This window comes from Salinisphaera sp. G21_0, from assembly GCF_017744115.1.
In the GTDB taxonomy this organism is placed as follows: Bacteria; Pseudomonadota; Gammaproteobacteria; order Pseudomonadales; family Endozoicomonadaceae; genus Endozoicomonas.
In genome coordinates, this window is record NZ_JAGHQW010000012.1 from 1 (window position 1) to 22,420 (window position 22,420).

Below are 22,420 nucleotides of genomic sequence, written 5' to 3' on the forward strand. Positions count from 1 at the left end.
GTGGTCGTTGCTCCGGTGGTCGTTGCTCCGGTGGTCGTTGCTCCGGTGGTCGTTGCTCCGGTGGTCGTTGCTCCGGTGGTCGTTGCTCCGGTGGTCGTTGCTCCGGTGGTCGTTGCTCCGGTGGTCGTTGCTCCGGTGGTCGGCGCTTTGGTGGTGGTTGCTGCGGTGGTCGTGGTATCGGTGGTTACATTTCGACGAGTCAACACCGTTACATCAGAAGCTGCTGTACCTGAGAGTGTTACATTTCTGCCCGACAACGCCGTTGCAACAGGAGCGCACCTAAAAGGGTTAAGCCATAAATGCCACCAGACGCAACCCCAACCAACCCAATGGCTCCAGCAATTGCCAGAAAAGGGCGACGGACAATCCATTTAACCGCCCTGGTCCCACAACTTCTTCGATTATTCTGCCTCACACCCGATTCGGCATCGCTTTGTGGAGCCTTTACGAAACTACGAAGCTCAATATTTGAAAATGCTGCTTGATTCATGAAAATGGCCTTTTTATGGTTAACTCATTTTTACCTGTAAAACAGATAGATGAGTCAATCAGTAAAAAGTTCCCGGTAACTATTCAGTGAACCCTGCAAACCAGCTTACCAAGACTGGTAAGGAATACCTGCCTTATAATGGCTACGGACCTGGATGAACTTTTTTCAGCCAGGTGGGTCATGGATTCGCAATTCTTTGAGACGACTTTCATCCATCTGCCAAGGTAGCCACTGGCTTAAATCTTCTGATGGCTTACGTTCATTAACAATGCAAGCCTCAAGATAGCACTTCAACCACAGCTTCTGATTGATCCTCCAGATCTTCAGGCTTGCCAGCACCGTAAAGAACCAGGCCGCCAGCTCCATACTCCAGTCGCTCCCGCTGCCGTAATAGTTTTTCCGGCCAACCACGGGACCTCGCAACGTCTGTTCAGCAATATTGTTATCCATCGGAATGTCCGGATTTTGAATAAACCGGCAGAGCCCTTCCCAATGGTTCACAAGGCTCTCAAGTACCTTTTCCGCTTTTTCAGCCAGCCGTAATCGTACCAGTTCTTTATCTCGCTGAGAGGCTATGCGTTCATTCAGGCGTAGTGATTTCAAGCATCAATCAAGGATAGCTGAACAGGGCTATTGATGCTTGAATAATGGATTTAGCGAATGGTTACCTGAAGTGTTTCAATATAATTCTGGCTGCATTAATAATCAGGCGCTCTGGCGGTTCTCATTCTGCGGGGATTGTAAATGTCAATCTCTTCATATATGTGTCCATGCTGGTGCCCCCCCTTATCCCCGGGTTCCTCAAGTAACATCATCGGTTGATCAACCGCCTCCTGTGCCTGCCCCGCTTTATTGACTGCTACCAGCTCCTGCCAGTCACCGGCAGCGTCGGGGGATGATCTGCGACAACAATGACGGTAGATGTACCCCCCCACCACACCTGCCAACACAAAAGACGCGGCAGCCGCAATACCGGCTATTGCACCGGTACTCAGGGTAGTCACCAGCGGTGCCGCACTGGTGGGCAGTGTCATGGTGGCCCCCGGGAAGCTCATGGTGGTGTTCGATGCCGTCGGCACCGGTGCTGCCGTGGTCGGTACTACTGTTGCTGGTGGCGTTGGACGGGAAGTTGCAGTGTGTGGAGACGTTGTGGTTGGGATGGTTTTCGGTTCAGGAGATTCGTGGTCGGTGCCAATTTTACTCAGGGTATAGACGTTGGTGACTTCACTCATCTGATGGGTGACTGTTGGCGGCGTTGAGCTGGAAGTCAGGGTGTGTGCAGAAGCTGTCATTGCTTCTGGTGTTGAGGTTTGTGCAGATGCGGTGACTTGGCTGCCAGTGGTTGGGATGGCTTCCGGAGCAGCAGGACATAACTCTAACCCGGCGACACTGTCACCTGTTAATGCCTCAAAATAGCAGTCACTGGGCTGGCAATTCGGTTTGACCAGAGGGGGGTCAACAGCTTCACAGAAATTATCCAGCAAGTAACTGCAATCCCTGATGGTGTCTCGTTGCAGTCTATCGTTAACGCGGACCTCACAGATAGTGGGGTTAAGCCCTCCACGGATATTCGCAAACCCGGCCTGACTACTTTCAACGGTGCTATTTACGGCCTTTGTGTTGACAACATTGCCAATATGCCCAGAACCGATACCGGCAAAACCAAGAGCACCGGAGTTTTTAACCTTGCTGTTGAATGACATTGTGTTAGCAACTCTATGGGGTTCGCCGGTTCCAACAGGAGGAGTAGAGACCCCCGCCCCGATACCGGCCAAACTGGAAACACCTGAGGTTTCCACTGTGCAGTTTATCGCTGTGGTATTGACAGCAGCCCCCCTACCCACTCCGATACCGGCACTACCACCATAAGAACCGTGGTTTTCCACCGTGCAGCTAATTGCCAGAGTGTCGGCTGCAGCCCCCTTACCCACCCCGATGCCGACATTACTCGAATTACCGTAGGTTTTTACCCAGCAGTTTATTGCTGTGGTGTCGGCAGCGATGCCGCCCCCCACCCCGATGCCGGCATTCCCCTCAATACCGTAGGTTTCTACCGTGCAGTTCTTTGCTATGGTGTTATCAGCAGTACCTCCATCCCCCGACCCGATACCGGCATTATTTCCCTCACCATTGGTTGTTACCTTGCAGTTCGTTGCTGTGGTGTCGGTAGCGTCCCCATTCCCCACCCCGATACCGGCACTAACGTAAGAACCCGAGCTTTTCACATTGCAGTTCATTGCTGTGGTGTCGACAGCGGTACCAAGCCCCACCCCGATACCGGCACTACCGAAAGAACCGGCGCTTTCCACCGTGCAGTTGACTGCCTTGGTCCTGACGACGCTTGACGAACTCTCATGCCCCGCTCCGATACCAGCACTGCCTCCGGACGTTTCCACCGTGCAGCCCGTTGCACTGGTGTCGACAACGCTTCCTTTATCAACACGGCCCGCCCCGATACCGGCATCATTGAAGGTTATCACCTTGCAGTTTACTGCGGTTGTGCCATTAACAGTTCCTCTATCAACTATGCCCACGGCAATACCTGCTCTTGCCTTATTACCATCAAGGTCAGAACCTTCAACGTAAATATCCCTGATCTCGGCTTTGGCGTCTGACATTTTACAAGCGGCTACCCCGATCGGAGCTGTCCCACCACCACGTCTCTTTATATTTGGATCTATAAAGCGCAGGCGACGAACTTTACCCTTCAGATTTTTCACAAGGCAGTGGTCCAGACCATAAATGCTACGATTTTGACCATCGTACTCACCGGTAAATGGACGTTTTTCACTGCCGATGGAGCGGAACCGGTGGGTAACATTAATATAAATATCCGCAATCTGCCGGTAAATACCATTCAGTGGGTAGTCCTCCGAATAACGTTTAAGACCAATCTTGCGCAGGGTTTTGGCATCCGTCACATTAATAATCGGCCCTTCTGTTCTACTGCCGGATGGGGAGGCAGCCGCCGCAGCGCTCAGACTGGACAGGGCACCCAGTGCCACGGCGGCTTTCGGTAGCTGGCCAAGGCCGACGGAGGCGGTGGCTGGTGGGCTGGTTCGTTGTGGTGTTTGCTGCGGTTTCTTTTTTTTCCTGTCTTTGTCGTTTGTTAGGGAGCCGTCCTCCGAAATGTCTGCCCGACTTTCCGTTGGAGGAGAATCTTCAGTCGCCCCAAAAGCGCCCAAAAGATCCCTGAAACGGGTCGCTGCAGAAAAGGTGACAATGCCCTCCAGCATCGTGCGGACCTCCGCTGGCAGCACGGTATAAGGCGACACCAGCCGGGCCGCCAGCTCAACACCTTGAAAAAAGCTGCTGTCCTGCCCATCGGGGCTGCCAAAAGTGAAGGCAGGACCATCATCCGGTTGCGCCGGCGGCTGCGTCCCGGAAGGAATATAACCGGGATGAAGCGACCGCAAAAACAGGATCGGAACGCGCCAAACGGCGACCGTTAAGAACCCGGCAAATAGCCCGTCACTTTCCGTTGGCTGATCGGGTACGGAGCCAGAAGCCATGGGTGCGCCTGTGGAGTGAACAGCAGGTTGGGATATCATAGTGATTACCTCGCAAACTGAGGCAAGGATAGACAAGACTCAGGCGGTGAAAGGAACCGCTTGAATTATGCGCAACGGGTAATGCACAAGAATCTTATAAAACAGGAAAAAGCGGGGGGACGGGTCCTGAATTGGGTAGTGAGTCAGTCGTCGGGTCCGTTAGTACAGGGTTTCAATATAATTGATGAATTCTTTTATCAAGCACCGGCGGAGGATGACTTGCGATTATACTGACGGTAGATATACATCCCTGCCACACCAGTCAGCACAGCGGCCGAAGCCACCAGAGTGATACCGGCCATTGTGCCACCCCCCAGGGAAGCCGCCAGCGGTGCCACACCGGTGGGCAGTGCCAGGGTGGCCCCGGGCACAGGACATAACTCAAACCCGCTGACAGTGTCGCTGGTTGTCCCAAAATGATAGTCACCGGGCTGGCAATCAGGGCTGACCAGGCTTGGGTGAATATCCTCACAGAAAGGATCCGGCAAGTAACGGCAGTCCCCGGCGCTGTCTGGTTGCAGTTCACCGTTGACACGGACATTACAGTTTGTGGGGGCAGGCCCTCCGCCAAGATTCGCATTACCGTATTCACTGTCGATGGTACTGTTAGCCACATAACTGTTGGCAACAGTGCCGTTTTTTACTGCCCCCGCCCCAATACCGGCATCACCCCCGTGGCTTTTCACCGTGCAGTTCATGGCCATGGTGTTGGCAACGCTGGCATGATCATAAACAGCCCCTGACCCGATACCAGCATGGCCTTTGAAATGGCCTTCAGAACTGGTGACTGCCACCTTACAGTTCATCGCTGTGGTGTCGGCAACACTGCCATGATAAGTTAACCCTGCCCCGATACCGGCATGACCATTGAACGCTGTCACATTGCAGTTCACCGCTGTAGTGTCGGCAACGCTACCGTGGTAAATTAATCCCGCCCCGATACCGGCATGGCACTCATGGGTTTTCACCGTGCAGTTTATCGCAATGGTGTTGGCAACGCTGCCATGATAAAGACTTCCCACGCCGATACCGGCAAAACTTCCCTCCACAGTGCAGTTCATCGCGGTGATGTTATCGATAGTTCCCTTTGCATAGCCTCCGCCGATACCGGTCACACCCCTGGCTCTGACAGAGCAGTCAACGGCTGTGATATTGGCAACAGTACCTCTGATATCGCCTCCTGCAATTCCAGTTCCTCCATAGCCATCCCCCTCCCGGGTAACATGAGAATGTTCGACCCGGATATTACTGGCAGTCCCGCCATGTGACACTCGACAGGCCACCACCCCGGCCGGATCGCTGGACCGTATACTGGCATTGGTAAAACGCAGGCTATCAACATCACCCTTCAGCGCTTTCACCATGCACTGGCTGAGATTCCCAATGGTACGACACTGGCCATCATACTGGCCGGTAAATGCGTGGGTTTTATTGCCGATGGAGTGGGACAAGTCACTACCATCAATATCCGCAGTCTGCCGGTAAGTGCCATTCAGTGGATAGGCCGGATCACGCCCAATCTTGCCCAGGGTGTTGGCATCCGGCACCTCAATCGGCCCTTCAGTTTTATTGCCGGATAGGGAGGCAGCCGCTGCAGCGCTCAGGCTGGACAGGGCACCCAGTGCCACGGCGGTTTTCGGTAGCTGGCCAGTGCCGATGGAGGTGGTGGCTGGTGGGCTGGTTCGTTGTGGTGTTTGCTGCGGTTTCTTTTTTTTCCTGCCTTTGTCGTTTGTTGGGGAGCCGTCCACCGTAGTGTCTTTCTGGCTCAGCCCCTGTGCCGAAGCGGCAGTCAAACACAACCCACCAAAAAGATCCGTGAGCCGGGCCGCCGCCGAAAGGGTGACTAAGCCCTCCATCAGCGTGCGGATCTCCGCTGGCAGCACAGTATTAGGCGACACCAGCCGGGCCGCCAGCTCAACACCCTGGAAAAAGCTGTCCTGCCCATTGGGGCTGCCAAAAGTGAAGGCCGGACCTTCATCCGGTTGCGCCGACGGCTCCATCCCGGGGGGAATATAATCGGGATGAAACGACCGCAAAAACAGGATCGCACCGTCCCAAACGGCGACCTTTAAAAACCCGGCAAATAGCCCGCCATTCTCCGTTGGCTGATCGGGTACGGAGCCAGAAGCAATGGGTGCGCCTGTAGACTGAACGGCAGGTTGGGATATCAAAGTTATTACCTCGCAAAATAAGGCAAGGATAGACAAGGCTCAAGCATCAAAAAGAATCGTTTGAATTATTCGCAACGGGCAAAGCGCAAAAATCGTATAAATCAGGAAAAAGCCCGGGGGTAGGACCTGGACTGCGAAATGAGTCAGCCGACGGGTCCCTTGGTACAAGGTTTACACCTTAGACTCCTTGTAATGATCTTCAGCAGTTCTCATTCTGCTGGAATTACCAATATCAACATATTCATATATGCCAGTATCTTCACCGAAAGGTTTCTCTCTTGCCTCACTCCTGGCGGCTTCTATCATCGGTTGACCAATCGCCTGTTGTGCCTGACCCACAGTATTGATGGTCACCAGCTCCTGCGGGTCATCGGCAGCGGATGACCTGCGATAACAATGACGATAGATGCATACACCTGCCAGCACAAAGGCAGAAGCCCCCAAGGTGATACCGGCTATTGCACCAGTACCCAGAGAAATCGCCAGCGGTGCCGCACTGGCAGGCAGCGCAATGGTACCCCCCGGCAGGTCGGTGACTTCCATGGTAGTGTTCGACGCCGTCGCCATCGTTTCTGTCACCGGTGAAGGTGTGGCCGTGACTATTGGCGGCGTAGGGCTGGAAGATACAGGGTTGCATAACTCCGCCCGCTTATCCAAGCCATCATCACAATGTTTAGAGCCTTCACATAGATCGAAGAAAGAAATACATTTGCCGCTACCGCAAAAAATCTGCTCTAAGTTTTCACATTCAGACTGTGTGCAGTTTTCATCCGAGCCATCTTTACAATCTATAGTGCCATCACATTTATATCTGGAAGGTAAACATTTGGAGCTATCGCAAAAAAACAGCCCTGGTTTTTCACATTCAGGCCGTGTGCAGCTCACTTCATCGGAACCATCGTCACATTCGAAGCCATACCAATCGCATCGTTTTTTGGCAGAAATACATTGGCCGTTGTCACAGCGAAATTGATCATCATCGCAGGGTGTCTGAGGCTCTGTAGTTGGTATGGAAGTTGCCGTATGTGCAGACGTTGTAATCTCTTCTGCCGTTGCGACTTGTGCACCCGCAGCGGTCAGGCCGGACAGGGCACCCAGTGCCACGGCGGCTTTTGGTAGCAGGCCAGTCCGGACGGAGGCGATGGCTGGTGGGCTGGTCCGTTGTCGTACTTGTTGCGGTGTCTTTTTTTTCCTGCCTTTGTCGTTTGTTGGGGAGCCATCCACCGGGCTGTCTGCCCGGCTTTGCTCTGGTGGCGAACCTTTCGTCGCCCCAAACGCGCCCAAAAGATACCTGAGCCGGGTCGCTGCGGAAAAGGTGACAATGCCCTCCAGCATCGTGCGGGTTTCTGCTGGCAGCACAGTATAAGGCGACACCAGCCGGGCACCCAGCTCAACCCCCTGGAAAAAGCTACTGTCCTGCCCATCGGGGCTGCCAAAAGTGAAGGCCGGACCTTCATCCGGTTGCACCGACGGCTCCGTCCCGGGGGGAATATAACCGGGATGAAGCGACCGCAAAAACAGTATCGGACCGCCCCAAACGACGACCTTTAAAAACCCGGCAAATAGCCCGCCATTTTCTGTTGGCTTATCGGGTACGGAGCCAGAAGCAATGGGTGCGCCTGTGGACTGAACGGCAGATTGGGATATCAAAGTTATTACCTCGCAAAATGAGGCAAGGATAGACAAGACTCAGGCATCAAAAAGAACCGTTTGAATTATTCGCAACGGGTATTGCGCAAGAATCTTATAAAACAGGAAAAATGGAGTTCTACATTTGCGGAAAGGTTCGGTATGCATTCCCAAGGGGGAGAGTTTGTTGCAAAAGTTATAAAAGCCTTGAACCACAAAGACACGAAGGCACAAAGGAAGCCTTTTTGATTTGCTGAGCGTAACTCAGGCAAGCCCAGAAAAACCTTTGCGTCTTTGTGCCTTTGTGGTGTCCTTCTTTTTAAGTCTTTTCGCAACACCCTCGGGAACGTGGGAGTCCAAACCGTTGACAAAAAAAGCCCGGACAAAACCGGGCTTATGTATGATGGTAGAAAGTGATTACAACAGACGCCTCAAAACGTCGTTCAAACCCTTTCAAAAATGGTAGTGATACCCTGACCAAGGCCAACACACATGGTTGCCAGCCCGAGGGTGCCGCCATTCTGTTTCATCACATTCAGCAGTGTTCCGGAAATTCGGGCACCGGAGCAGCCAAAGGGATGACCGAGAGCAATGGCACCACCATTCAGGTTAACCTTTTCCTCCATCTTATCCAGCAATTTAAGGTCTTTCAGGACGGGCAGTGCCTGGGCAGCAAACGCCTCATTCAGCTCTACATGATCAATATCATCGATGGTCAAGCCGATACGCTTAAGGGCTTTCTTACTGCTGGGAACCGGTCCGTACCCCATAATGGAAGGATCAACTCCGGCAACCGCCATGGCCCTGACCACCGCCATGGGCTGCAAACCGAGATCTTTAGCCCGCTGGGCAGACATAACGATCATACAGGAAGCGCCATCGGTAATCTGTGAAGACGTTCCTGCGGTCACTGTCCCCTTGGGGTTAAATGCAGGCTTAAGCTGTGACAGTGCTTCTACCGTTGTTTCCGGGCGAATGGTTTCATCCTGAGTGAAAAGACGGAGGTTGCCGTCTGCATCATGCCCCTGCATCGGGATAATTTCATCTTTGAAGTTACCCGCTTCGGTGGCAGCCCAGGCCCGCTGGTGTGACCGGGCACCAAATTCATCCTGTGCCTGGCGGCTGATGCCATGCATGCTGCCCAGCATTTCTGCGGTCAGCCCCATCATACCGGCAGCCTTGGCACCGTATTTGGACAACCTTGGGTTCGGGTCAACCCCGTGCATCATGCCCACATGCCCCATGTGCTCGACACCGCCGACCACAAAGACATCACCGTTATTGGTCTGAATAGCCTGAACGGCTGTCTGCAGGGCACTCATGGAGGATCCGCACAAACGGCTGACCGTCTGGCCTGCGGAAGTATTGGGAATGGGTGACATCAGCGATGCCATTCGGGCGATGTTCCAACCCTGCTCCAGGGTCTGGTTTACGCAACCCCAGATAACATCTTCCACCTCCGCCGGGTTCAATTCAGGATTGCGGTTAAGTACGCCGGTAATCAACTCGGCAGACAGGTTGTCAGCACGGACATTACGATACATGCCGCCCTTGGAACGACCCATGGGGGTACGCCCGTAGTCAACAATTACAGCATCTCTTGGATTCAGGCTCATGATATTCTCTCTTTTATAGTCCCTGAAAATGGTTCAATAACGTAAGACTCACCTGGTTACTCACAGAGCCATCAACCGTAGAAGGTCTTGCCTTCACGAGCCATTTCCCGAAGTTTGTCAGTCGGCGCATACAGTGGGCTGATATGAGCGTACTTGTCGGCAAGCTCAACAAACTCCGCCACACCTATGGTGTCAATATACTTCAGGGCACCACCACGGAAGAGAGGGAAGCCAATACCCATAATCAGTGCCATATCCGCTTCAGCGACGGAATCAACAATGCCATCTTCAAGGGTACGAACGGTTTCCATGCACAGTGGGATCATCATGCGGGCGATGATTTCCTCATCATCAAAAGGTTTTTGTTCAGCGCACACCTCACTGAACAGGCTGTAAACCGCCTCATCGACCACCTTCTTTGGCTTGCCTTTTTTATCCTGTTCGTACTTATAGAAACCGGCACCGTTTTTCTGGCCATAGCGCTGGTTTTCATACAACACATCAACAGCGGTTTTGAAGTCACGCTTCATGCGATCCGGATACCCGTCAGTCATGACGCTTTGACCATGGTTACCGGTATCAATACCCACCACATCCATAAGATAGGCAGGTCCCATTGGCCAGCCAAAGCGCTCCATGACCTTATCCACCTGCTGGAAGTCGGCACCATCACGGAGCAAGCCAGCGAAGCCGCCAAAGTAGGGGAACAGGACGCGGTTCACCATAAACCCTGGGCAGTCATTAACCACCACGGGTGTTTTACCCATCTTGCGAGCGTACTCAACCACGGTTGCTACGGTGGCATCGCTGGTCTTCTCGCCACGGATAACCTCAACCAATGGCATCGCATGAACAGGGTTAAAGAAGTGCATGCCACAGAACTGTTCCGGACGTTTCAGGTCCCTGGCCAGTTCATTGATGGAAATAGTGGAGGTGTTGGACGTCAGGACAGCGTTCTCTGACACCTGGTTTTCTACGTCGGCCAGAACGGCCTTCTTGACCTTGGGATTTTCCACAACGGCTTCAACAACAACATCGACGCCCTCGAAGTCACCATAGGACAGCGTAGGTACAATCTTATTCAGTACACTGCCCATCTTGCTGGCATCCATCCGCCCCCGGGAAACCCGTTTGGAGAGCAGTTTGGTGGCTTCGGAAAGACCAAGATCCAGTCCGTCCTGATTGATATCTTTCATCAGGATGGGCGTACCTTTCAGTGCAGACTGATAGGCAATACCACCACCCATGATGCCCGCACCCAACACCGCCGCCTTGTTGGTTTCAGCGGCAATACTGGCAGAATCCCTGGCCTTTTTCTTAAGGAACTGATCGTTCAGGAACAGGCCAACCAGGGCATTACACACGGAAGACTTGGCCAGTTTGATAAACCCTTTGGCTTCCACTTCAAGGGCCTTGTCACGGTCCATGAAGGCGTGCTTCTGGATGGTTTTGACTGCCGCTATCGGTGCCAGCATGTGTGGCCCGGCCTGCTGTTTTACCACGGCAGATGAGGTTTCAAACACCATCATCGATTCAATCGGCGGCAGTTTCAGCTTGCCTTTTTTCTCCTGCTTTCTGGCCTGATAATCCAGTTCACCATCCAGGCAGCGACGCACCAGGGCTACCGCAGAATCTTTCAGTTTTTCAGGCGCAACCACGGCATCAACCGCTCCTGCTTTCAGCGCGGCATCGGGGCGATACTCTTTGCCACTGGCAATCCACTCAACGGCGTTATCTGCACCAATCAACCTTGGCAACCTGACGGTACCACCCCAGCCCGGATAGATACCCAGCTTGACTTCCGGCAAGCCTACCTTGGCCTCTGTGGAAAGAACCCGGTAATCGGCACACAGGCAGATCTCAAAACCGCCTCCCAGGGCAATGCCATTCACGGCAGCGACTGTTGGTATGTCAAGATCTTCAAAACCGGAGAAGACCTTATTTACCGTCATCACTCCGGTCAATAACGTCTCATCATCCTGCTTGAAGGTCTGGGTGAATTCATTGATATCAGCACCAACGATAAATACATCCTTACCACTGGTGAGAATAAGGCCTTTGACCGCTTCATCAGCACGGATGGCCTCCAGCGCAGCCTCCAGATCCTCAATAGCAGAGTGACTGAACTTATTGACACTTTCGCCTTCGAGATTGAACTGCAATTCGGCGATACCATCTTCCACAGGCAAAACCCTGAATGCCTTCCCCTGGTAGATCATGAACTTCTCCTTTCGGATTGAAGATAGACAGGCTAACCATACTGAGGCGACCAACCTTTCATTAACAGGGCTGATGCAAGTGTTACATGAACTATGGCAGCTATCTGATTATTATTGCTTTACTTCCTGACTTTACCCTGGCAATTACCAAGTGCATCCCAGCAAATTCATACGGCTGTTTGAATTTAGTGCCTACCTTCTGTGAAATGGTGTTTAAAGTCAAGCCTGAAACACCATGAAGATGCCACCTTTTCCCCACAGTTACACAAGATTACTCATCCAGAAAATAGCCACTTCCGAATCCGGAGCATTGCTGATGGAAAATTACCGGACAGACAGCTAATAAAACGATGAATAAAACCAGGATAGGCCTTACAATGGAAATGCCATGACTTTAGAAGCATTCATGCCCTCCATGAACTCCTCAATCCATCTTATTGATGATCATGAGGAATCGCGACAGCGGTCTGGCCATCCAGATGTTACAGGGCGGATCACTTTTTGCATCTATTCAAGAAGGAAGACAGCTTATGAGCCTCTACAAGCATATTCTGGTTGCGATCGATTTGTCCGACGAAGCCGACGAGGTGCTCGAGAAAGCCAAATCCATTGCCGAAAAACACCAGGCGAGACTGACCATGGTTCATGTTGTCGAGCCACTCAGCGTTGCCTATGGCAGCGATATCCCTCTCGACCTCACCACCTTGCAGGATGAAATCACCGAACAGGCAAAAGAACGCATCGCCCGCCTGGCCGATTCCATCCAGCTGAAGAAAGGTGAACAGCATGTGGTCTATGGCCGACCCGAGCGTGAGGTTCACCGGATAGCCGAAGAGTCAGACGTTGACCTGATTGTGGTTGGCAGCCACGGCCGTCATGGACTGGCACTGATTTTAGGCTCTACATCAACCAGCATCCTGCATGGTGCCGGTTGCGATGTACTGGCAGTGAGAGTCGGTAAAAACAGCTAAGCCTGTTATAAAAAAGAGCCACAGTCGACACCTGTGGCTCTTGTGAATACCTACATATTATCCAACTCTTCCCACCGTTCCATTTTCTGTTCTATCAACTCATTGAGCTCAGACAGCCTGTTAAGCACAGTCTGGACTTCGGACTGATCTCCCTGATAAAAACTCGACTCAGCAGTTTGAGCCTCCAGCTGACCAAGCTCTTCTTCAAGTGCCTCAATCTCCTCCGGCAAAGCATCAAGCTCGCGTTGCAGTTTGTAACTGAGTTTCTTTTTCACTGGCTTGCTGGTGGCTTCAGGCTGACTGGGTGGCGCTTTCGCCTTTTCCTCTTTTTTAACCACCTGCGGTTCCGCTACCAGGCTTGAAATCGAACCGCCCTGGTGCAACCAGTCATCAAATCCACCCACATACTCACTGATATGACCACCTGGTTCAAATACCAAAGTACTCGATACCACATTATCCAGGAATGTCCGGTCGTGACTGACCAGCAGAATGGTGCCAGTGAAATCCACCAGCAAGGATTCCAGAAGCTCCAGAGTCTCAACATCAAGGTCGTTGGTAGGCTCGTCCATTACCAGCAAATTGGCGGGTTTACTGAACAAACGCGCGAGCAATAATCGGTTTCTTTCCCCGCCGGAAAGCGCCTTGACCGGCACACGACAACGACCGGGTGGAAACAGGAAATCTCCCAGATAGCCAATAACATGCCGACTTGAGCCATTGATGGTGATACTCTCACGACCTTCAGCCACGTTATCAATCACGGTTTTTTCAAGGTCCAGCTGATTGCGCAGCTGGTCAAAATAAGCCACCTCAAGCCTGGTCCCCATTTTGACAGATCCAGCTTCTGGCTTGAGATTGCCCAGAAGGATACTGAGCAGCGTTGACTTCCCTGCCCCGTTGGCACCAATCAAGCCAATCTTGTCACCGCGCATCAGCCGGAGATTGAAATCTTTGATGACAGTATGCTGATCAAACGACTGGGCAATATGTTTGGCCTCCAGCACCAGCTTGCCTGACGCTTCGCCCTGTTCCAGTCCAAAGCTGGCATTGCCCTGCACCTCACGGCGCTGACGACGCTCCTCCCTGAGTTTTTTCAGGTCCCGAACCCGCCCTTCGTTACGGGTACGGCGAGCTTTAATTCCCTGACGAATCCACACCTCTTCCTGCGCCAGTTTTTTATCGAACAGGGCATTTTGCTCAGCCTCTACTTCAAGAGCATGAGCCTTGCGCTCCAGGAAGGTTTTATAGTCGCACTCCCAGCTGGTCAGCTGCCCCCGATCCAGCTCAATAATCCGGGTCGCCAGCGACTGTAGAAATGAACGGTCGTGGGTAATAAACAGCAAGGCTCCGGAGAAATCTTTCAGCTGTTTCTCAAGCCAGTCAATGGCAATAATATCAAGATGGTTCGTAGGCTCATCCAGCAATAGCAGATCAGGGTCGCCCACCAGCGCCCTGGCCAGTTCCACCCGCCGACGCCAGCCACCGGACAGTTCTTTCATCTGTTTTTCAGCCGGAAGACCCAGTTTCTGAATAACCGTATCCACCTTCTGGCTGAGGCTCCAGCCATCCACGGACTCCAGCTGCTGCTGGACTTTCTCCAGTGCTTTCATATCAGCGTCAGTGCTGATATTCATGGATAGGGTGTGGTAACGACTGATCAGTTCACCGACCGCCTCAAGGCCTGAGGCAACCACATCATAAACTTTCTTTTCATCCTGGTCAGGAAGGTCCTGATTCAAAACCCCTACCTTCAGTCCAGGCTTACGCCAGAGGGTGCCATCATCAGGCAGGATAGTGCCGGACACCAGCTTCATTAAGGTAGATTTGCCTGCGCCATTGCGGCCCAATAAGCAGACTCTCTCACCTTTTCGAATCTGAAACTCGGTATGATCCAGCAGGGGTTGGTCACCATAAGCCAGGCTGACCTTTTCGAATCTAAGTAACGGCATTATCCATCCAGGAGGTGAAGTCCTTTGCCAGCTATCCGCACCTGCAAAGGCTTAACAACCGAAAGTGTTGAAAAAACAAAATAGAATAACGCCAACCACTGGCAATGGGTAGCAGTATCACTGTTTTTTCAGGCAAATCGCTACTATCAAAGCCATCAGCTGACAAAGCAATAAAGGCACAAAAGCCAGCTGGTAGTCCTCAATGGACAAGGCACCCAGGCCATCATGCCCGAGCCCCTCCAGGATAAACCCGATGATCAGCTGCATAACCGGACCTGCCAGCAACATGGAACCATTGGTAATCGCCAGCAGGACGCCAATCCGTTCCGGTGGACTGATGCTTTTCACCACGGAGAATGCCAGCATATAGCCAACACTGCTGATCCCGGCCATAAAACAGATCATGGACATGACCAGCATGGAACATGGGCAGAAGATCAGCAAACTGAACAACACAGGAGAAGCGATTGCGCAAACCACCATCACCTTGCGCATTGACCCAACCAGGCAGGCCAGCCAGCCCAGCAGAGGAGCACCAATAGCGGCACCGACAAAAATCAACGCAACCATATCAGCAACCGCTTCCTGCTCACCGGGAAAACGCTCATAGAAGAAAGGAATTCCCCACAAACCAGCAAAACTGGTAATGACGGCAAACAGGCCAAAACCATACAAACAGCACAGGATTAAAGAGGCCCGATCAAATGGCACCTTTTCGCTGGGGTCAGTCTCAGAACCACCTCCACAGGTCACATCATGCAACCTGGCATCACTGACGGAGACCGGCGGCGTGCTTTTCACAAAGACGGCAATCAGGGCAGCAAGTACAGCACCAAAAATGGCGGCGGCCTGCATGGCACCCTGCCACCCATAGGCTTCCATAAGATTCGGCAGTATCAGTGGGCCAAGCCCGCCACCGGCCAGCCCAAAAGCTTCAATTGCCCCCGCAAGGGTTGGAAAATAACGTTCCGGAAACCAGCGACTGGCCAGATTCATGCATACCACAATCACCGGGGAGGTCATCACGCCCATAAATGCCCGGGATGCGCTGGCTGACAACATGGTTTCAGAAACACTGAACCAGTAACAGCCAACAGCCATCAATACACAGCAAACCACCAGTAATAGCCGGGCATTGCAGCGATCCGCCAGGTAGCCTCCCGGAACCTGAAACAGAAGATAAAAGCAGAGGAAACTGCTGGTTAACCAACCGATATCTGCCACATCAAGATCGAAAGCCGACATCAACTGAGGCACCATTACCGATGGTGCCCCCTGAAGCATAAATTGATACGAACAGAACAATGCTGCTATTGAGCAGATAATAATGCCTCTGAGGCTTATAGAACTTGTCGCCACCGTACTTACTCCCTAACTATCCCTAATACCCTTTCCCTATATAAAATGTTTTCAACATGGGGTCAGAGCAGGGTTAGATTAGATGACAATTAATAAGTTCATTAAAAAATCACCAGAGTAGACAGAAATTTGAATCTATTAACCATAAATGGCTTTAAGAGGCAGACTTAAAGCCCGAAAACAGGGGAAAAATAATATTTTCCACAATCAGGGAAAATGCTCTGGAATTCTGAAAGTAAACGGCTGTTCTTATGCGAACCAATAGTCTCTGAGGTTAAGGGATAATACGCTCAATGACCCGCCCCATTCCGGGAGCAAGAATATCCGCCTCCAGAACCAGAGCCATGCCGGTTTGGAAGGAAGGGCCAACCTTAGGGGTTCCGTCGCATAGTAAACCGGTCAGATAACCGACTATGGGCATATGACTGGCCAATAGTACTACGCCGGAGCCCGGGAGAGCGTCGAGTACTTTTACCGGGTTACCATCAGGCTCCAGCTCGTCCAGCGTTGCAACCCTGAGCCCAAACGCCTCTGCCGCGATATGGGCCGTTTGCTGAGCCCGAAGATACGGGCTGGCAAACACACAATCTACCCGCTGAGCAGCCAATAAAGCAACGGTATCCCTGACCTCACGGATACCCTGCTCAGTGAGGTCCCTTTCCTTATCCGAAGGGGCAGACCATGATGCCTGACCGTGGCGCATAATGATAAGTTTCATGATTTAATCATTATCCGATCCGTTCAGTTCTTTCTCATCATCGCCTGACGCTCTGTCTCCACCAGGGACAGGCCAGTCTGAGAATGGATAGGGTTTAGTATCAGAGTTGTAGGTCAGAAACCCGGCAATCTGGTAAATGTACTGATTCACACCGGCACTGAATTTTAACAGACGATCATTGGGTTCGCTCATAATAAACCCGTGAACCGCCTGAACAATTGCCATCAGCATCACCAGAAAAGCAGCAAGATAAGCCACAACGCCGAAAACCACCATAAAGACCAGCCTCAACCAACGAGACTCCGATTTAAGGTTATTAACTACTTTCTCATCCATCACGCTTCTCTCCATAGTCTTTTAAGCCCGTATTCTCTAAAGAAAAGTTGTATTATTCAGATTCAGTTACTGCGTGGACATAAACTCCACATCGGTTTTCTGTTCCCGGAGCATCATTCCCTTAACCAGCGCACCAATGGCATTGCCCTCAAAAATAATGCTGTACAAACCATCCACCAGCGGCATATAGACCCCCAGTTGATCGGCCTTTTGCTTTACCTGCTTCAGGGTGTTCACCCCTTCTGCCACCTGTCCCAGTTTCGCCTCAGCTTGATCAAGCGAACAGCCTTGGCCCAGGGCATAACCAACCCGGAAATTTCGACTCAGGTCAGACGTGCAGGTAGCCACAAGATCACCCACCCCGGCCAATCCCAAAAATGTCATGGGATTAGCGCCGAGCGTTACCGCAAAGCGACTCATCTCCGCAAGGCTCCGGGTAATCAGCATACTTTGGGTATTCTCACCCATGCCCAGTGCCGCTCCCATGCCAGAGACTATGGCATAAATATTCTTTAAAGCACCTGCCAATTCGACACCATAAACATCCGTGTTGGAGTAAACCCTGAAGTAATCACAGTGCAATACCGACTGTATAACCTGGCAAAGATCTTCATCGTCACTGGCAATCACCGTGGCTGTCAGAGCCTTGGCAATGATTTCACCGGCCAGGTTCGGTCCGCTCAGAACACCGATACGAGGGTTTTCCAGCTCTTCCATCAGAATCTGACTCATCAGATCAAAGGTAACGGGTTCGATACCTTTCGTGGTACTGATCACTATCTTGCCACAAAGCAGTCCGTTGGTTTTTCTGACCACCTCCCGGAAAGATTTGCTGGGAATGGCAATAAAAACGATATCAGCATCAGCGACCACCGCCGACAGATCCGTGCTTGCGCTAACGGAGGGATGAATCCTGAACTCGGGAAGATACCTGGCATTCACATGGTCATCATTAATACTCCTGACCTGCTCTGCATCTCTCATCCAGAGCTTCACCCTGTGGCCATTGGTGGCGGAGATATCAGCCAGAGCCGTACCAAAACTGCCGCCACCAAGAACAGCGATTGTATATTCCCCAGTACCGCCATTTTCTGCGGTGCCATGTGGCCTGTCTGTCATATAGTTAATCCCGTTTTACCCGCAAAAACTGCATCAAAATCTCTTGAGGTCTGCGGTAAAAGCTTTATTTAATCACACCAGTAAAAAGCGTTGCACAGAAGATAGCTACCAGAAACTGAATTTTTTTTCGAATCAAGGTAATGCTCCTCAATATTGTACGATTGTGCAATGCTAGAAAACCATTCCCGACTGTATTACCTTTACTTCCCGTTTAGCAATATACGCCATACGCCTTCACAGACTCTTTGGCCTTTGCCGGTACTTTGCCAAATTATGCCAGTGATGCAACAGGCCTGACGCTGATCAACTCTCTGGTAATAAAATGCTATGACACTTATCATTGGCCACTGTTTCAGTGGCTCAGTGTTGTCTTTTTGTTACAAAGAGCCCAACAGCACTATCACAGATAAAAAGCAATGGTATAGTTCCTCACCGGAACGATAGTAATGCATTTTGCAAGACTGTCAGGATTAAGCGGGGTCATCGGCCCCTGATGTGAATGCCGTATCGGCAGGGAAGTCCCGATCATAGTATCGGCTCCCGGGTGTCATCACTGGCCTGATGCCATGCAGGTGCTGGACCTTCCAGGAACCAATAAACGAATGAAGCAACCATCGAAATCTGGCCTCAGACAAGAAGCCGTTAGCCAACAAGAAGCTTTCAGCAAAGAAGATTTGTTACGCTGTTCACAGGGTGAGCTTTTTGGTGCTGGTAATGCTCAGCTCCCGGCCCCTGATATGTTGATGCTTGACCGCATCGTTCGCATTTCTGAACAGGGCGGAGCCTATGGCAAAGGCGAGATCATCGCAGAACTGGATATCAATCCGGACCTCTGGTTCTTCTCCTGCCACTTTCCGGGAGACCCTGTTATGCCCGGATGTCTCGGACTTGACGCCATGTGGCAGCTGGTTGGCTTCTACCTGGGCTGGATGGGCAACCCCGGCCGGGGACGCGCCCTTGGCAGTGGCGAGGTAAAATTTACCGGCCAGATTCTGCCCACCAGCAAAAAAGTAACATACCGTATTGATATTAAACGTATCATCGCACGCAAACTGGTTCTGGGCATTGCTGATGGATCAGTCAGTGTTGATGGCCGGGAAATTTACACCGCGGAAGGACTGCGGGTAGGTCTTTTCCAGAACACTGACGCTTTCTGATTTCCCTGCTCCCTCTTGCCCGCTGGACGGGAGGGATAACCGGGATCTGACTCTGGTTTTTTTCTGACTTAAACAGGCTATTCAGGTTGACATCAATGAAACGTGTTGTAGTTACAGGGATTGGCATCACATCCTGCCTGGGTATCACCCAGGATGAGGTAGCCGAGAGCCTTAAACTTGGGCGCTCCGGTATTCGCTTCAATGAAAGCTATAAGGAGCATGGTTTCCGCAGCCAGGTGTCCGGCACAGTAGACATCGATTTCGAACAGTTTATTGACCGCAAAACCCTGCGCTTCATGGGCAACGCCGCTGCCTATGCCTATATTGCCATGAAGCAGGCCATCGACGATGCGGGCCTGACTGAAGATCTGGTTTCCAACCCCCGTACCGGACTGATTGCGGCTTCTGGCGGAGCCTCGTCAGAAAATATTGTCGACTCTGCAGACATCATGAGAGAAAAAGGTGTCAAGCGCGTCGGCCCCTACCGGGTTACCCGCACCATGGGCAGTACCGTGTCGGCCTGCCTTGCCACCCCGTTTAAAATCAAGGGCGTTAACTACTCAATTACCTCTGCCTGTGCCACCAGCGCACACTGTATTGGCAATGCCATTGAACAGATCCAGCTAGGCAAGCAGGACATCGTCTTTGCCGGTGGTGGTGAAGAGGAACACTGGACGCAAACCGGTCTGTTCGATGCCATGGGGGCACTGAGCACCAGGTACAATGACACCCCTGAGCAGGCTTCCCGTGCCTATGATGCTGACCGGGATGGCTTCGTTATCGCCGGTGGCGGCGGCATGATTGTGGTGGAAGAGCTGGAGCACGCCAAAGCCCGTGGTGCCAGGATTTACGCTGAAATCACCGGCTATGGTGCCACTTCCGATGGCTATGACATGGTAGCTCCGTCTGGTGAAGGCGCTGCACGCTGTATGCGCATGGCCATGGAAACCATTAACGCCCCTATTGATTACATCAATACTCACGGCACCAGCACCCCGGTCGGTGATGTGGCTGAGTTGAAAGCGCTTACTGAGGTATTTGGCGATCAGATGCCAGTGATCAGCTCCACCAAATCACTTTCCGGCCACTCTCTGGGTGCTGCTGGCGTTCAGGAAGCCATATACTGCCTGCTGATGATGAAGCACAACTTCATCACCGCTTCTGCTAATGTTCAGAACCTGGATGAAGCGGCTAAAAACCTGCCCATCCTGACCGGTGAAGCCCGCGAACAAAAACTGAACCGGATTATGTCCAACAGCTTTGGCTTTGGTGGCACCAACGCCTGCCTGGTATTTGAGCGTTACCAGTAATCATTTTTCCTCAGGGTTTCGCAACAGCCCCGAGACCCTGAGGATCCGGTTTCTGTCAATGTAAAAAGCAGTTAAGCCAATCACTAGTCACTAGATATCAGCCCTGATGATACGTCCGGGCAGCTTAATCCTGTCATAATTCTGTCGCTTAAGTGAAATTGCCCCGGAACAGTCACAGTTATCATTCGGAAAACCGGGGGAGCGTGTAGCACTGCCGCAATATCAGTCCCGAACAAATGACGGCACAATAGAACAGGACAAGGACAGGACAAGAACTTTTCAGGTAAAAGTGCCTCAAAAAGCCACGGGCTGCACAGCAGCAACACCCTGACAGGCATCAGAAATCCGCCGTTTTCTTTTTAACCTTTTTCCGAGCCAGTAAACACTATGCTCAGCATTTTTGATATTTTCAAAACGGGCATTGGCCCATCCAGCTCTCACACGGTAGGCCCAATGTGGGCTGGACACCGCTTTCTGAAGGAGCTGGAAGAAAAAGGCACCCTGTCCAGTATCTCATCCATTCGAGTTGGTCTTTATGGCTCGCTGGCGCTGACGGGTGTTGGCCATGGCACCGACAAGGCCACCCTGCTCGGCCTGGCCGGTTATCGCCCGGACACTATTGATCCCGATGAGGCTGATCAGATTTTTGCGCATATCAAAACCAATAAAGCCCTCAACCTGGCCGGCAAACACCCCATTGTCTTTGATTACGATTCGCACCTGATTTTCCATAACGGCGAAACGCTGCCTGAGCACCCCAATGGCATGCGAATTTTCGCTTCCGACAACAATGGTGTAGTAATTTATTACAAGTCTTATCTCTCTATTGGCGGAGGCTTTGTGGTCAGTGCCGAAGAGTACAATCAGCCAGAGGCGGCCAACAGCGCTGAAGATTCCGGTCAGATTCCCTATCCTTTCAGAACGGCCGCCGAGCTTCTTGATCTGTGCCATGAGCACAACCTGACCATTGCTCAGTTGACCATTGACAATGAAGTTGCCCGACATCAGGGTGATGTGGACCTGGTAAACGACAAGATTGATGCCATTTGGACAGTCATGCACGCCTGCATCGAAAGGGGCCTGCGTATGGAAGGCACTCTTCCGGTCAGCGGCCTGAAGCGCCGTGCCGCGAATATGCATAAAAATCTGACCAGCAACCCTGACGCCATGCTGATGGATCACTTTGCCATCATGGACTGGGTAACCCTGTTTGCCATGGCCGTTAACGAAGAAAATGCCTGCGGGGGCCGTGTGGTCACTGCACCGACCAACGGGGCTGCTGGCGTTATCCCGGCGACGCTGGCCTATTACACCCGCTTTATCTCGCGAAATAATCAGCAGGGAATTCGCGATTTTATTGCCACAGCCGCCACCATTGGCTCGCTGATCAAGATGAATGCGTCGATTTCCGGAGCCGAAGCGGGCTGTCAGGCTGAAGTAGGCTCTGCATGCTCAATGGCCGCCGCAGCACTGGCTGCCGTTCAGGGTGCCACCATGGAACAGGTGGAGAATGCCGCTGAAATTGGCATGGAACATCATCTGGGCATGACCTGCGACCCCATCGCAGGATTAGTGCAGATTCCCTGCATTGAGCGCAATGGCATGGCCGCCATCAAGGCCATCACCGCGTCCCGTCTGGCCATGCGTGGCGATGGTGACCATGCGGTGTCGCTGGACAGCTGCATTGAAACCATGTACCGGACAGGGCTGGATCTTCAGGCCAAATACCGGGAAACCTCATTGGGTGGTCTGGCCGTTTATGCCAGGGCACAACCGATCAAAATCGTCAGAATGGTATCCTGAAAGCGGCCATCAGCCTGGT

The 22,420-nt window shown here is 52.1% G+C and carries 16 protein-coding genes; 5 read left to right on the forward strand and 11 right to left on the reverse strand.

All coding sequences use genetic code 11. From position 1 onward, the window contains the following. The coding region (locus tag J7439_RS07525; protein WP_209201216.1) for a hypothetical protein at positions 1-375 on the forward strand (375 nt) is incomplete at its 5' end. Positions 376-655: 280 nt separating this feature from the next. Here J7439_RS07525 and J7439_RS07530 read toward each other — a convergent pair. From J7439_RS07530 to fadB, 6 genes are all read right to left on the reverse strand, one after another. Continuing rightward, positions 656-1,093 carry an IS66 family transposase gene (locus tag J7439_RS07530; RefSeq protein WP_209201217.1) on the reverse strand — a complete coding sequence of 146 codons (438 nt, stop codon included), beginning with the start codon at positions 1,091-1,093 and terminating at the stop codon, positions 656-658. Between the two features lie 95 nt (positions 1,094-1,188). After that, positions 1,189-4,002, reverse strand: coding sequence for a hypothetical protein (locus tag J7439_RS07535; RefSeq protein WP_209201218.1), 2,814 nt, complete (start codon positions 4,000-4,002; stop codon positions 1,189-1,191). A 236-nt stretch (positions 4,003-4,238) separates the two neighbouring features. Further along, positions 4,239-6,212: a hypothetical protein gene (locus J7439_RS07540; RefSeq protein ID WP_209201219.1), complete on the reverse strand. Its 1,974-nt coding sequence runs from the start codon at positions 6,210-6,212 to the stop codon at positions 4,239-4,241. Positions 6,213-6,383: 171 nt separating this feature from the next. Further along, the gene (locus tag J7439_RS07545; RefSeq protein WP_209201220.1) at positions 6,384-7,862 is read right to left on the reverse strand and encodes an LDL receptor domain-containing protein; all 1,479 of its coding nucleotides are present in this window, start codon (positions 7,860-7,862) and stop codon (positions 6,384-6,386) included. Positions 7,863-8,284: 422 nt separating this feature from the next. After that, complete coding sequence (fadA, locus tag J7439_RS07550; RefSeq protein WP_209278070.1) at positions 8,285-9,457, reverse strand: acetyl-CoA C-acyltransferase FadA; 1,173 nt, start codon at positions 9,455-9,457, stop codon at positions 8,285-8,287. A gap of 71 nt (positions 9,458-9,528) precedes the next feature. Continuing rightward, positions 9,529-11,676: a fatty acid oxidation complex subunit alpha FadB gene (gene fadB / locus J7439_RS07555; protein ID WP_209201221.1), complete on the reverse strand. Its 2,148-nt coding sequence runs from the start codon at positions 11,674-11,676 to the stop codon at positions 9,529-9,531. A gap of 530 nt (positions 11,677-12,206) precedes the next feature. Between fadB and J7439_RS07560 the strand changes: the two genes are divergently transcribed. Next, positions 12,207-12,647 (forward strand): universal stress protein, encoded by a 441-nt coding sequence (locus tag J7439_RS07560; RefSeq protein WP_209201222.1) that lies wholly within the window; start codon positions 12,207-12,209, stop codon positions 12,645-12,647. A 50-nt stretch (positions 12,648-12,697) separates the two neighbouring features. On the opposite strand, the gene uup is transcribed toward J7439_RS07560, so the two are convergent. The 5 genes from uup to J7439_RS07585 form a co-directional block, all read right to left on the reverse strand. Then, the gene (uup, locus tag J7439_RS07565) at positions 12,698-14,599 is read right to left on the reverse strand and encodes an ATP-binding cassette ATPase Uup (protein WP_209201223.1); all 1,902 of its coding nucleotides are present in this window, start codon (positions 14,597-14,599) and stop codon (positions 12,698-12,700) included. A 117-nt stretch (positions 14,600-14,716) separates the two neighbouring features. After that, positions 14,717-15,958 (reverse strand): MFS transporter, encoded by a 1,242-nt coding sequence (locus J7439_RS07570; RefSeq protein WP_209201224.1) that lies wholly within the window; start codon positions 15,956-15,958, stop codon positions 14,717-14,719. A gap of 274 nt (positions 15,959-16,232) precedes the next feature. Beyond that, positions 16,233-16,676, reverse strand: coding sequence for a phosphohistidine phosphatase SixA (gene sixA / locus J7439_RS07575; protein WP_209201225.1), 444 nt, complete (start codon positions 16,674-16,676; stop codon positions 16,233-16,235). A gap of 3 nt (positions 16,677-16,679) precedes the next feature. Further along, positions 16,680-17,012: a DUF4389 domain-containing protein gene (locus J7439_RS07580; RefSeq protein ID WP_209201226.1), complete on the reverse strand. Its 333-nt coding sequence runs from the start codon at positions 17,010-17,012 to the stop codon at positions 16,680-16,682. 66 nt (positions 17,013-17,078) lie between these two features. After that, positions 17,079-18,131 carry an NAD(P)H-dependent glycerol-3-phosphate dehydrogenase gene (locus tag J7439_RS07585; RefSeq protein WP_209201227.1) on the reverse strand — a complete coding sequence of 351 codons (1,053 nt, stop codon included), beginning with the start codon at positions 18,129-18,131 and terminating at the stop codon, positions 17,079-17,081. Positions 18,132-18,733: 602 nt separating this feature from the next. On the opposite strand from J7439_RS07585, the gene fabA reads away from it, so the two are divergent. The 3 genes from fabA to J7439_RS07600 all read left to right on the forward strand — a co-directional run bounded on the left by fabA (position 18,734) and on the right by J7439_RS07600 (position 22,401). Beyond that, entirely contained in the window at positions 18,734-19,288 is a 555-nt protein-coding gene (gene fabA / locus J7439_RS07590) for a 3-hydroxyacyl-[acyl-carrier-protein] dehydratase FabA (protein WP_209201228.1), read from the forward strand. A 95-nt stretch (positions 19,289-19,383) separates the two neighbouring features. Then, entirely contained in the window at positions 19,384-20,598 is a 1,215-nt protein-coding gene (fabB, locus tag J7439_RS07595) for a beta-ketoacyl-ACP synthase I (protein WP_209201229.1), read from the forward strand. 387 nt (positions 20,599-20,985) lie between these two features. After that, the gene (locus J7439_RS07600; RefSeq protein ID WP_209201230.1) at positions 20,986-22,401 is read left to right on the forward strand and encodes an L-serine ammonia-lyase; all 1,416 of its coding nucleotides are present in this window, start codon (positions 20,986-20,988) and stop codon (positions 22,399-22,401) included. Positions 22,402-22,420: the final 19 nt, after the last annotated feature.